At 43.5% G+C, this 12,420-nt stretch carries 12 protein-coding genes; 6 read left to right on the top strand and 6 right to left on the bottom strand.

The window, feature by feature from the left end:
* Window position 1: 1 nt before the first annotated feature.
* Window positions 2-1,138, bottom strand: coding sequence for an N-acetylglucosamine-6-phosphate deacetylase (gene nagA, locus OQJ75_RS00125; RefSeq protein WP_048612172.1), 1,137 nt, complete (start codon window positions 1,136-1,138; stop codon window positions 2-4).
* Window positions 1,139-1,613: 475 nt separating this feature from the next.
* On the opposite strand from nagA, the gene nagE reads away from it, so the two are divergent.
* Window positions 1,614-3,173, top strand: a complete 1,560-nt coding sequence (gene nagE, locus OQJ75_RS00120; protein WP_048612171.1) for an N-acetylglucosamine-specific PTS transporter subunit IIBC — start codon at window positions 1,614-1,616, stop codon at window positions 3,171-3,173.
* Between the two features lie 302 nt (window positions 3,174-3,475).
* Complete coding sequence (gene glnS / locus OQJ75_RS00115) at window positions 3,476-5,143, top strand: glutamine--tRNA ligase (RefSeq protein WP_102478244.1); 1,668 nt, start codon at window positions 3,476-3,478, stop codon at window positions 5,141-5,143.
* Window positions 5,144-5,280: 137 nt separating this feature from the next.
* Here the strand turns inward: glnS and fcrX are convergent, their stop codons facing one another.
* Window positions 5,281-5,730, bottom strand: coding sequence for a ferric iron uptake transcriptional regulator (fcrX, locus tag OQJ75_RS00110; protein WP_248372377.1), 450 nt, complete (start codon window positions 5,728-5,730; stop codon window positions 5,281-5,283).
* 207 nt (window positions 5,731-5,937) lie between these two features.
* Here fcrX and OQJ75_RS00105 point away from each other — a divergent pair, with 207 nt between their 5' ends.
* On the top strand, window positions 5,938-6,444 hold the full coding sequence (locus tag OQJ75_RS00105; protein WP_265970442.1) for a DUF4442 domain-containing protein: 507 nt from the start codon (window positions 5,938-5,940) through the stop codon (window positions 6,442-6,444).
* A gap of 96 nt (window positions 6,445-6,540) precedes the next feature.
* Here OQJ75_RS00105 and fldA read toward each other — a convergent pair whose 3' ends face one another.
* The 3 genes from fldA to OQJ75_RS00090 form a co-directional block, all read right to left on the bottom strand.
* Complete coding sequence (gene fldA, locus OQJ75_RS00100; RefSeq protein WP_010436745.1) at window positions 6,541-7,074, bottom strand: flavodoxin FldA; 534 nt, start codon at window positions 7,072-7,074, stop codon at window positions 6,541-6,543.
* 58 nt (window positions 7,075-7,132) lie between these two features.
* Window positions 7,133-7,351: a DUF2788 domain-containing protein gene (locus OQJ75_RS00095; RefSeq protein WP_004737900.1), complete on the bottom strand. Its 219-nt coding sequence runs from the start codon at window positions 7,349-7,351 to the stop codon at window positions 7,133-7,135.
* Between the two features lie 108 nt (window positions 7,352-7,459).
* Window positions 7,460-8,221, bottom strand: a complete 762-nt coding sequence (locus OQJ75_RS00090) for an alpha/beta fold hydrolase (protein ID WP_265970441.1) — start codon at window positions 8,219-8,221, stop codon at window positions 7,460-7,462.
* A 93-nt stretch (window positions 8,222-8,314) separates the two neighbouring features.
* On the opposite strand from OQJ75_RS00090, the gene seqA reads away from it, so the two are divergent.
* Together seqA and pgm are read left to right on the top strand one after the other, a co-directional pair.
* Complete coding sequence (gene seqA, locus OQJ75_RS00085; RefSeq protein WP_248372373.1) at window positions 8,315-8,854, top strand: replication initiation negative regulator SeqA; 540 nt, start codon at window positions 8,315-8,317, stop codon at window positions 8,852-8,854.
* Window positions 8,855-8,947: 93 nt separating this feature from the next.
* On the top strand, window positions 8,948-10,594 hold the full coding sequence (gene pgm / locus OQJ75_RS00080) for a phosphoglucomutase (alpha-D-glucose-1,6-bisphosphate-dependent) (protein ID WP_265970440.1): 1,647 nt from the start codon (window positions 8,948-8,950) through the stop codon (window positions 10,592-10,594).
* A gap of 121 nt (window positions 10,595-10,715) precedes the next feature.
* On the opposite strand, the gene OQJ75_RS00075 is transcribed toward pgm, so the two are convergent.
* Window positions 10,716-11,474: a DUF1853 family protein gene (locus OQJ75_RS00075; protein ID WP_265970439.1), complete on the bottom strand. Its 759-nt coding sequence runs from the start codon at window positions 11,472-11,474 to the stop codon at window positions 10,716-10,718.
* A gap of 90 nt (window positions 11,475-11,564) precedes the next feature.
* Between OQJ75_RS00075 and OQJ75_RS00070 the strand changes: the two genes are divergently transcribed.
* Entirely contained in the window at window positions 11,565-12,323 is a 759-nt protein-coding gene (locus OQJ75_RS00070; protein WP_265970438.1) for a Nif3-like dinuclear metal center hexameric protein, read from the top strand.
* Window positions 12,324-12,420 lie beyond the last annotated feature (97 nt).

Genomic DNA, 12,420 nt, shown 5'->3' with positions numbered 1-12,420 from the left:
CTTAATTGTGCTCGTATTGTCCGTTAACAACAGTCGCTTTAACGTTAAAATCTCGGTCAAATACAGCTAGGTTTGCAACCATGCCTTTTTTGATTCGACCTAGCTTGCTTTCTACACCGATAGCCGTAGCTGGGTATAGCGTAGCCATGCGAAGAGCTTCGTCTAAAGCGATACCAGCGTGCTCAACTGTATTCTGAACTGCTTCAATCATAGTCAGAGCTGAGCCGCCCAGTGTGCCGTTTTCATCAACACACTTACCATCTCGGTAATATACTTTCTTACCGACAAAAATAAAGTATTCCATGTCAGCACCTGCAGGAGCTGTGGCATCCGTCACTAATACCAACTTTTCTCCCTTGATTTTATGCGCAATTCTGATGTTTGCGTAATCAACATGGAAACCGTCCGCAATAATACCAGCGTAAACCTCTGGTGTGTCGTAAATCGCGCCTACAACGCCAGGCTCACGACCAACCATTGGCGTCATTGCATTGAATAGATGAGTAGCGAATGTGATACCAGATTCGAAACCTTGGCGCGCTTCTGCGTAAGTTGCGTTGGTGTGGCCAATAGAAACGACAACGCCAGCTTTGTGCAGGCGTTCGATGTGTTCTGGGTCGTTAAGCTCCGGAGCCAATGTTACTTTTGCAACAAGGTCACGGTTTTCACAGATAAGCTCGATCATTTCGCTGTCAGACTTACGAATGTGATCGACACTGTGGATACCTTTTTTCGCAACGTTTAGGTAAGGGCCTTCAAGGTGCAGACCTAAAGATTGGTTCTGGTACTGGTTGTGGTATTCACGCGCAGCCGTAATAACCGCACGCATATCTTCGTCTGAAGAGGTGATAAGCGTCGGTAGGAAGCTAGTACAGCCAGATTTCAGGTTTGCTTTGTGCATGATCTGCATGGTTTCTGCAGTGATCTCATCGTTAAGCATTACACCGCCACAACCATTCAGTTGTAGGTCAATGAAACCTGGGCTTAGGTTTGCACCATCTAGGTCGCGAACTTCGATTCCTTCTGGCAATTCAGAGATAGGACAGACTTTTTTGATCAGTTCGTTTTCGATTACAACAGCATGATCGGTTAGAACATCACTACCAGTGTAAATTTTACAGTTACTTAGCGCGTACATAGTCAGCTAATCCTTATTTCGTGAGATCTTTAAAATTCGTTCGTTACCTAAATGCGGACTTAGTTTGCGAGCATCATTTACGTAACGATTTATCTTTTTTAGGCAAACGGCTTCAAAATGGGAAGCGATTTAAGTTGTTGAAAAATATATGAACAATTGATCTTTATTATACATTTAGGTTCATCGTTAATGATTATTCACGATGCTCTATAAGCTCGGAGATACCATCTTTTTGCCTAATGATTAGATTTGGATTTTATCTATAAATGTCCATTTTTTTGAATGATAAAATAAGTTTTATGATCTCGCTAGCAAAAACCTTTGGATTTGGTAAAAACTGGTGATTAGGATCACAAATGGTAAGGTTTTAATTTGCGGAGCAAAATTAATTGAATACACTGAACAGGACTAAATTGAGCGACTAAAATAAGTTTCTCAAACGAATTCTAAAAAATCCTATAGGGGGAAACAACTGGTGAATATTCTAGGATATGCACAGAAGCTTGGTAAGGCGTTAATGCTACCAATCGCAACGCTTCCGATTGCGGCGCTTCTTTTACGTTTAGGTCAAGGCGATCTACTTGATATTCCATTCATGGCGCAAGCTGGTGGTGCTATCTTCGGTAACCTACCATTGCTCTTTGGTCTAGGTATCGCGATTGGTCTTTCTAAAGACGGTAACGGCGCAGCGGGTCTTGCTGGTGCAGTTGCTTACTTCGTACTAACTGCTACAGCAACGACAATTAACGCAGACGTTAACATGTCATTCTTCGGCGGTATCTTCGCAGGTATCATCGCAGGTCACTCTTACAACGCTTTCCATGCAACACGCCTTCCTGAGTGGCTGGCTTTCTTCGCGGGTAAACGTTTAGTACCTATCATGGCCGGTCTATTTGCACTTGTTGCAGGTGCTGTGTCTGGTGTGGTTTGGCCTGGTGTTCAATCTGGTCTAGACGCACTTGCTCATGCAGTATCAACGTCTGGCGCTATCGGCCAATTCGTTTACGGTACTCTTAACCGTGCACTTATCCCTGTAGGTCTACACCACGTATTGAACTCATACTTCTGGTTCGGTATGGGTACATGTCAAGAAATCATCGTTGCTGGTCAAGGCGCATTCGCTAACATCACTCAACTTTGTGTTGACCCAGCACTTGCTAAAACTCTAGTTGTTGGCCAAGAGCACACATTCACATTCGCGAACTCTGTAACTCCAGAAATCACTACTGTAGTTAAAGAAGTGACTGAAACTGTTAAATCTGGCGACCTACACCGTTTCTTCGGCGGCGATAAAGGCGCTGGCGTATTCATGAACGGTTTCTTCCCAGTAATGATGTTCGGTCTACCAGGTGCTGCACTTGCAATGTACCTAGCTGCTCCTGCTGAAAAACGTAGCCAAGTTGGTGGCGCACTATTCTCAGTTGCATTCTGTTCATTCCTAACAGGCATCACAGAGCCGCTAGAATTCATGTTCGTATTCCTAGCTCCTGCTCTATACGCAATGCACGCTGTATTTACAGGTCTGTCTCTAGTAGTTGCTAACATGTTTGGTACTCTGCACGGTTTCGGTTTCTCTGCTGGTCTTATCGACTTCGTATTGAACTGGGGTCTAGCAACTAAACCATTCGTACTACTACTAATCGGTCTTGGCTTCGGTGCTCTATACTTCTTCACTTTCTCTTTCGCAATCCGCGCTTTCAACTTGAAATCGCCAGGTCGTGAAGATGATGACGAAGCTGTTGCTGCTCCTGCCGGCGACGCACCAAAGGGCGACCTTGCACGTCAATACCTGAAAGCTCTAGGTGGTCACGACAACCTAACTTCAATCGACGCTTGTATCACTCGTCTACGTCTAACTCTTAAAGACCGCTCTGTTGCAGATGAAGTTGTTCTTAAGAAACTAGGTGCTAAAGGTGTGGTTAAACTAGGTGAAAATAACCTACAGGTTATCCTAGGCCCACTAGCTGAAATCGTAGCTGGCGAAATGAAAGCTATCGGTGCAGGTGAAGACCTATCTGATGTAAAACTTCCATAGTAAGGGAAGTACTTAATTAAGATGTAAAGTTACTCTTAAGTAAGTGTCAAATTGAAAGCCTCCCACATGGGAGGCTTTTTTGTGCCTGCAGTTTAAGATGAGCGAACACGGTTCGTTCTATTCTTCATCGAATAGCAGAAATAATCGCAATTAACGGACGGTTCTTATTGTGCAAAGGCTAAGAATTGTGGATGATTAGCAACAATGATCTTTCTATCTTTGACTGGCGCTATAAGCGACCGTTTTCTTGGGGACGAAAGATAACTTTCTCTGACAATACTAAATACATAGAGGTGCTATAGATGAGTGAAGCTGAGGCTCGTCCATCGAATTTCATTCGCCAAATTATTGATAAAGATTTAGCGGATGGTACACACAGTAGCGTGCATACTCGTTTCCCGCCGGAGCCAAATGGCTACCTGCACATTGGTCACGCTAAATCTATTTGCTTGAACTTTGGTATTGCTCAGGACTACCAGGGACAATGTAATCTTCGTTTCGATGATACAAACCCTGAAAAAGAAGACGTTGAATACGTTGAGTCAATTAAGAATGATGTAAGCTGGTTAGGCTTCGAATGGTCTGGTGATATTTGTTACTCATCAAACTACTTCGATACGCTTTACGCTTATGCTGTGGAATTAATTAATAAAGGCTTAGCGTATGTTGACGAGCTAAGTCCTGATCAAATCCGTGAGTACCGTGGCACACTAAAAGAGCCAGGTAAAGCGAGCCCATACCGTGACCGTAGCCCAGAAGAGAACCTAGCGTTGTTTGAAAAAATGCGTGACGGTGGCTTTGAAGAAGGTAAAGCGTGTCTACGTGCTAAGATCGACATGAGCTCTTCATTCATGGTAATGCGCGATCCTGTTATCTACCGTGTTCGTTTTGCTCACCACCATCAAACTGCTGACAAGTGGTGCATTTACCCAATGTACGACTTTACTCACTGTATCTCTGATGCGCTGGAAGGTATTACGCACTCTATCTGTACGCTTGAATTCCAAGATAACCGTCGTTTGTACGATTGGGTTCTAGATAACATCACGATTGATTGCCAGCCTCGTCAGTACGAGTTTAGCCGCCTGAATCTTGAATACACAGTGATGTCTAAGCGTAAGCTGAACCAACTTGTGGTTGAAAACCTAGTTCAAGGTTGGGATGACCCACGTATGCCTACTATTTCAGGCCTACGTCGTCGTGGTTTTACTTCAAGCTCGATTCGTGAATTCTGTAAACGTATTGGCGTGACTAAGCAAGAGAACATGATTGAGTTCGGTTCACTTGAATCTTGCATCCGTGATGATCTGAACGAAAATGCACCTCGTGCAATGGCTGTTCTTGACCCAGTTAAGATCGTTATCGAAAATTACGAAGCAGATGCAGTAGAAACGCTAACGGTTGCAAACCACCCAAACAAGCCAGAAATGGGCACTCGTGAAGTACCATTTACCCGTGAAGTTTGGATTGAGCGTGATGACTTCCGTGAAGAAGCAAACAAAAAGTACAAGCGTTTGGTTTTAGGTAAAGAAGTTCGTCTACGTGGCGCTTACGTGATCAAAGCTGAACGTATCGAAAAAGATGCAGAAGGCAACATTACGACTATCTTCTGTTCTTACGACAATGAAACATTGGGTAAGAACCCTGCAGATGGCCGCAAAGTGAAAGGCGTGATCCACTGGGTATCTGCTGATAAAGCGCTGCCTGCTGAGATTCGTTTGTACGATCGTCTATTCACAGTGGCAAATCCAGCCGCTGCTGATGACTTCGCTGCAACGCTAAACCCTGAATCACTTGTTACGCTAAACGGTTTTGTTGAACCTAGCCTAGCAGAAGGTGTGGCAGAGCAAGCGTACCAGTTTGAACGTACAGGTTACTTCTGTGTGGATTCGAAAGACTCTAAAGCAGACGCACTAGTCTTCAACCGCACGGTTGGTCTACGTGACACTTGGGGTAAAACTGAAGCTTAATGCTTGAGTACTTAGTTTGTTAAAAGCGACCCAATAAAAAACCGGCTTAGAGCCGGTTTTTTTGTGCTTGAATAATAATAGCAGTCGAGTTGGATTCCACCCTACATAAAAACGCCGGTCTAAGCCAGCGTTCTGCATTACTTCTTCGCTTTGTGTGCGTCTGGATTGCCTTTGCAATCTCCGGTAATACTTTTTCCGTACAAGTACAAACTGTGGTTGGTCAGCTTCACGTTGTAACGCTCTGCGATTTCTTTCTGTCTTTCTTCGATGATGTCATCAGAGAATTCGATCACTTCGCCACAGTCTAGACACACAAGGTGGTCGTGGTGGTGCTGTGTAGAAAGTTCAAATACAGACTTGCCGCCTTCGAAGTGGTGGCGAGTTACAATGCCAGCGTCATCGAATTGGTTAAGTACTCGATAAACGGTTGCAAGACCGATTTCTTCACCTAGGTCGATCAGCTTCTTATATAAATCTTCAGCACTAATATGTTGGCAGTCTGGCTGTTGTAATACTTCTAAAATTTTGAGCCGTGGAAGGGTCACTTTAAGACCAGCATCTTTTAGCGCTTGATTATTGTCTGACATATACTTTCCTGTTGATGATCTGCCGCGATTAACAGAATTCAATATTAATACCATTATAGTTTAGTCAGGCATAACAATAAACCACGAACTTCAAAGGGTTACTCACTGACATCACAATCTGTTTTGTAAAATAGAAGCATCTCACTTATAGTGGAGGTAAGACCAGTCAAGGTGACGGTGTTTCTGATATGAACATGGAATGTTGTTATGAATAAGCAACTCGCAAAAATCTACAAACCGAACATTGTAAAGTTCGCACTCAATATTTGGCCACCTTTCTGGGGGGCGGGTATTCGTATTGCTCATATAAGCCCTGATTTTAGAATTGTTAAGACAGTATTAAAGCTACGCTGGTGGAACAAGAACGCCAATCGTACTCAATACGGCGGCAGTATCTTTTCTCTTACCGATCCCGTTTACTCATTGATGTTAATGGGAATTTTAGGGGAGAGATATTATGTTTGGGATAAAGAAGCGAGTATTAACTTCATCAAGCCAGGGCAATCGGATCTGTTTGCAGATTTTGAGATAAGCCAAGGGCAACTTGACGATATCTATCGTCAGACTCAGCTCGGTGAAAAGTGTTTCCCGGAATTTATTATCCACGTGAAAGATAAGCAGGGGAATGTAGTTTCAGAAATTCAACGTACCCTCTATGTAAGAAAGAAGCCGCAATTTAGAGACGATGAAGAAGCATTAAAAGCTGAGTGCTAATTAGTAAACTTTAAATAACAAAAAACCTCCCATTAGGAGGTTTTTTCATATCTACATAATGGTTATTAATTGTAACAATTAACCACCATCAGAGAATTAGTCTTCTAGCTCAGCTAGGCACATCTCTTCGTGGATTTGTTTAACCCAGTTAGATACGCGCTCATCTGTTAGCTCAGGTTGACGGTCTTCATCGATACATAGACCAACGAATTGGCTGTCATCGCCTTCAACTAAACCTTTCGATGCTTCGAATTCGTAGCCTTCAGTTGACGTGTGACCTAGGATAGTACCGCCTTTTGCTTCAACGATGTCACGGATAGTACCCATAGCATCACAGAAGTATTCTGCGTAATCTTCTTGGTCGCCACAACCAAAGATAGCAACAAGCTTAGTTGAGAAATCAATAGCTTCTAGCTCTGGGAAAAAGTCATCCCAATCACATTGTGCTTCGCCGTAGTACCACGTAGGGATACCAAGCAACAGTAAATCGAAGTTATCGATATCTTCTTTGCTGCTTTTTGCAATGTCTTGAACGTGAACGAGCTGTTTGCTCAATTGCTTTTGAATCATCTTAGCAACAGCTTCAGTGTTACCTGTATCGCTACCAAAGAAGAGACCTACACTTGCCATAGAATCATTACCTTTCATTTTGTCTGTTGTCGGTGTAATAAAGTTCGGAAGAGAATCGTTAGATCCCAGTTCCTTCCCAGCTTAGTTGGATAATCCCTTTGGCAATAAAGCCCGCACAGCCAAGGAAAAGTACTAACCATACGATGCGACGACCAAATGGAGGAACATTTCCCTGCTTGAGAACATCCTTAATTGCCATACCGATTAAAAAGAAAATCGCGGCAAATAGGAGATCTAAACCAACAGATTCAATGATGTTCATGTAGTCGTAAAGCATGGGAACCTTATATACCAATTTTGCTTGGGCGCACTATATCACTGTTGCGAGATAAAGTTAATGTGCAGTGATTACTCAGCTCTCATTTATCTGCATGAAAAAGCGCGCTTAAGCGATGAATTTTCGAATTGCTCTGAGTACTTCAGCTGGCTTTTCTGCGTGTAGCCAGTGACCCGTATTCGCAATGACGTGTGCCTTTGCGTTAGAAAATTGCTGCTGAACCGCGGTTTGGTGTTCAGCCGTGAGGTAGTCAGAATCTCCACCTTTTATTAGCAAGGTTTTGACCGAGGTTTTGTCGATCGGTTCCCAGCCAATGATGTGCTCGTAATTTGCGAGCAGGGATGCGACGTTAAATCGCCACTCCATGATATCTTGCTCTGTTTTAAATAAAGATTTGGTCAAGAACTGGCGAACGCCATCAATCTCGATATGTTTTGCGAGAACCTTGAGTGCCTCTGAGCGCGAGGTTGGTTGTTCTTCGATCACGGCTTGCAGGCCGGCGAATACGTTATCGTGACGGCTCTGAGTGTACGCAACCGGTGCCATGTCCAGTACAACCAATTTACGCAGTTCGAGATGTTGGGTTAGCGCCATCGCGACTTTGCCACCCATAGAGTGACCAATCACAGTCACATCTTCTAGTTCAAGATCATTCAGCAGTTGAACCACATCTTGTGCCATCGCTTGATAGTTGTGAGTGTCACTATGGAAAGATTGGCCGTGGTTACGTAGATCGATACTAAGCACTTGATGATCGGCTTTTAGATCCCTAGCGAGCAAGCCAAGGTTGTCCAGATTACCGAATAATCCATGGATCAAAACAATGGTGTGACCCTTACCTTCAATTTTATAGTTGAGCTGTACTGACATTTTTATCTTATTCATGGTGGGTTTGACGTAGAGTATCCGCGCGGATCTCGCTATAATCCCCCAGAGTTTAAACATTGAGATTGTGAAAAGCGAATGAAAACAATTGAGGTTGATGAGGACCTATACCGTTTTATTGCGGGTCAGACAGAACGTATTGGCGAAAGCGCTTCAGATATTCTGCGCCGCTTGTTACAGGTTGATAGCCAAGGCATGGTTCCGATCGAAGAGATCGTTGAGCCAAAAGGTATCGTTGTTAGCAAAGAGGTAGGCTTTACTCCAGAGAAGTTCGATGGCGTTAAAGAAATGCGCTCACTACTAATATCAGATGAGTTTGCATCACTAAAGAAAGCCATTGATCGTTTCATGCTTGTGTTATCAACACTGCATAAAATCGACCCTTTAAGCTTTTCAGAAGCAACTCAAGTAAAAGGCCGTAAGCGTGTTTACTTTGCAGATAATGAAGAGACGTTGTTAGCAAACGGGAATACAACCAAGCCCAAAGCGATCCCACACAGTCCTTTTTGGGTTATTACTAATAATAATACTAGCCGCAAAAGACAGATGGTTGAGCAGCTTATGAGCCGCATGAATTTCCAAGCAGAATTGATAGAAAAAGTAACAGGTTCAATTTAAAGAAATCTGATTTAAACCTCATAATATCCATGGATAAGAAGATATTATGAGGTTTTTTTGTTTTTAAATTTTTATATATAAGGATGTCGAAAAATGGCTATGCACCCTCGTGCCGGGCAAAAAGCTCAGCAGGAAGATCTTCATAATATTCCGGCTTTAGTGACTAACTATTTCTTACAGCAACCGGATGCTAGTAACCCAGACCATAAAGTTCTATTCGGTACTTCGGGTCACCGTGGTACAGCAGACAAATCAACATTTAACGAAAACCATATTCTAGCGATTGCTCAAGCGGTTGCTGAGGTTCGTGCTGAGCAGGGTACAACTGGCCCACTTTTCTTAGGTAAAGATACTCACGCTCTTTCTGAGCCTGCGTTTTCTACTGTTATCGAAGTGCTTGTAGCGAACGGTGTTGAAGTTATTATTCAAGAAAAAAATGGCTTTACTCCAACACCAGGCATCTCGCACGCGATCCTTACGCACAACCTAGTAAATGATAAAAAAGCCGACGGCATTGTTATCACACCTTCACATAACCCACCTCAAGACGGCGGTATTAAATACAATCCGACACACGGTGGCCCTGCTGAAGCTGAGCTAACTCAAGCTATTGAAGATCGTGCGAACGTCATCATTGCTGAGCAAATGCAAGGTGTTAAGCGTACGCCTATCGCACAAGCTAAACAGTCTGAGCTAGTAAAAGAAGTTGACCTAGTGGCGCCATACGTTGCTGACTTGGTTAACGTTGTGGATATGGAAGCGATCCAGAAAGCAAACATCAAGATTGGTGTTGATCCACTGGGTGGCAGCGGTATTGATTACTGGCGTCAAATTGGTAAAGCGTACAATCTAGATCTTACTCTGGTAAGTGAAGCGGTTGACCCTTCATTCCAATTCATGTCTCTAGATAAAGATGGCGTAGTTCGTATGGACTGTTCTTCTCCATACGCAATGGCAGGCTTACTGGCCCTTAAAGACGAGTACGCTCTAGCGTTTGGTAACGATCCAGATTACGATCGCCACGGTATCGTGACACCTAAAGGTTTGATGAATCCAAACCACTTCTTAGCGGTTTGTATTGATTACCTATACCGTAACCGTGAAGGTTGGGGTAAAGACGTTGCTGTTGGTAAAACACTGGTATCAAGTGCATTGATTGACCGTGTTGTTGCTGACCTAGGTCGTGAACTTTGTGAAGTGCCAGTTGGTTTCAAATGGTTCGTTGATGGCTTATACAACGGTCAGTTTGGTTTCGGTGGCGAAGAGAGTGCGGGTGCATCTTTCTTACGTAAAGACGGAACGCCTTGGTCAACAGATAAAGATGGCCTAATTCTTTGCCTACTTGCGGCTGAGATCACAGCGGTAACGGGTAAGAACCCACAAGAATACTACGAAGAGCTTGCTGCTAAACACGGCGAATCTAAGTACAACCGTATTCAAGCGGTAGCAAATGGCGCACAAAAAGACGTGCTGAAGAAACTGTCTCCAGAGATGGTTTCGGCTGAAACACTTGCTGGCGATGCGATTACTGCTCGCTTAACGCATGCTCCAGGTAATGGCGCTGCGATTGGTGGACTTAAAGTGACAACTGAGAACGGTTGGTTTGCTGCTCGCCCATCAGGTACTGAAGACATCTACAAGATCTACTGTGAAAGCTTTAAGGGTGAAGAGCACCTGAAAGCAATCGAAGCAGAAGCTCAAGAGATTGTGAACCAAGTATTTGCAGCGGCTGGCCTATAATCGAATCTCGATTACTAGAGTTGCTACGTAAATAGAAGAAGGGTTGATGTGAAAGCATCAACCCTTTTTATTTGTGTTGGTTTCGTATAAGAGGGAAAGGTATGTGAGTTAGATCGGACGACTAACCGTGTGGCCAACTTTGTGGCATCACAAACCAAAATTGCCCAGACTTGGTTTGCCCATGTACAAATCGATCACCAAACTCGGTGATGGGTTTACCGCTGAAATCATCCGTCCCTGCCGCCCATTGCTCTTTGATGAGAGGGTAGAGCGCTTCAGTAATTAGATGAGCTTGGTTTTGATAGCACCAAAACCCGTTTACTTGACTTGAATTAATGTCGTAGCCCAAACATTCGTTCGGTACGTTTTGCTCTAAGAAAGGGTTGGTGTATAGACGCCCCTGCATGAGGAGATGTTTTGAGTCGATATCGATCTCTGGGTACTGCTCAATAAAAGCGGCTGAAGATGACATTCCAAGCTGGTGGATGAGCATCCTATCGAGCTTCTTATCCAATTGATCATGAGAGTTAGGGCCAAACCATGTCTGCTCGTGAAGTAGGTAAAACTTAATCGCTACTTCCCAGTGTTCTAACTTTTGGTTGTTCGCGTCTTCGAGAATAAAGTCGATAGCACCTAGCGTTCTACCCTCAACATTAATTTGAATTTCATCGTGCTTGATTGAATAATTATCCGAAGCAATGATGATTTGTTCACATAGATGTTGGTAGAGAAAGCCTAATCTAGGGTTACCATTATACGTATGTGATTCGTTGAGATCTTGGTGGTTTGAGAATGCACTGAGGTCAGAAATCGGTGGCTTGATTTCTAGTAATGGCGGTGAGTCGATGACCCATTGATAAAAACGTTGCAGTGCTGTCATCTGTTCCTCATAAACTCATCGTGGGGCTTTCGACATTCTACCCGTAAATTGATATAACGACGTTATTATAAAGGTAAGCTGGAAAGAAAAATGAATAACTTACAATTAGAAAAGCTACTTAACGAAAAACTGCAGCCACAGCAGATTAAAGATTACTGTCCTAATGGTCTTCAAGTTGAAGGTGCAACAGAAGTAAAGCGGATCGTTACTGGTGTGACAGCTTCTCAAGCCTTGATTGATAAAGCGGTAGAACTGAACGCAGACGCTTTGTTAGTCCATCACGGCTTTTTCTGGAAAGGCGAGTCAGAAGCAATTCGTGGCATGAAGGGCAAGCGTATTCGTACCCTGATTAAAAATGACATCAACCTTTTAGGTTATCACTTACCGCTTGATATCCACCCTGAACTTGGCAACAACGCAAAATTGGCAGAGTTACTTGAGATAGAAGTTGAAGGCGGTTTGGAAGGACACCCACAATCGGTTGCTATGTTTGGCAAACTAAAAACACCAATGACAGGTGCTGAATTCGCAGCAAAAATCGATCAAGTTCTAAATCGTAAACCACTGCATATCGCTCCAGAAAACCAAGACAAAATGATTACGACCGTTGGTTGGTGTACGGGTGGTGGTCAAGATTACATTGAGCTAGCAGCCTCTCAGGATATTGATGCGTTTGTCTCTGGTGAAATTTCAGAGCGCACAACCTACTCAGCACGCGAGCAAGACATTCATTATTTTGCTGCTGGCCACCACGCAACTGAACGCTACGGTGTAAAAGCACTAGGTGAGTGGTTAGCAAAAGAGCATGGCTTGGATGTTGAGTTTATTGATATCGATAATCCAGTGTAGCCATATTTAGAGGTAGTAACTCTCTGGATATTTGTACCTTCATTGAAGTGAGACGAAATACTGGAAGACAAAAAAGGGTTGATGCTAATGCATCAAC

Source organism: Vibrio sp. 14G-20, from assembly GCF_026241515.1.
Lineage (GTDB): Bacteria > Pseudomonadota > Gammaproteobacteria > Enterobacterales > Vibrionaceae > Vibrio.
This window is presented reverse-complemented; position numbering and strand designations above follow the sequence as displayed.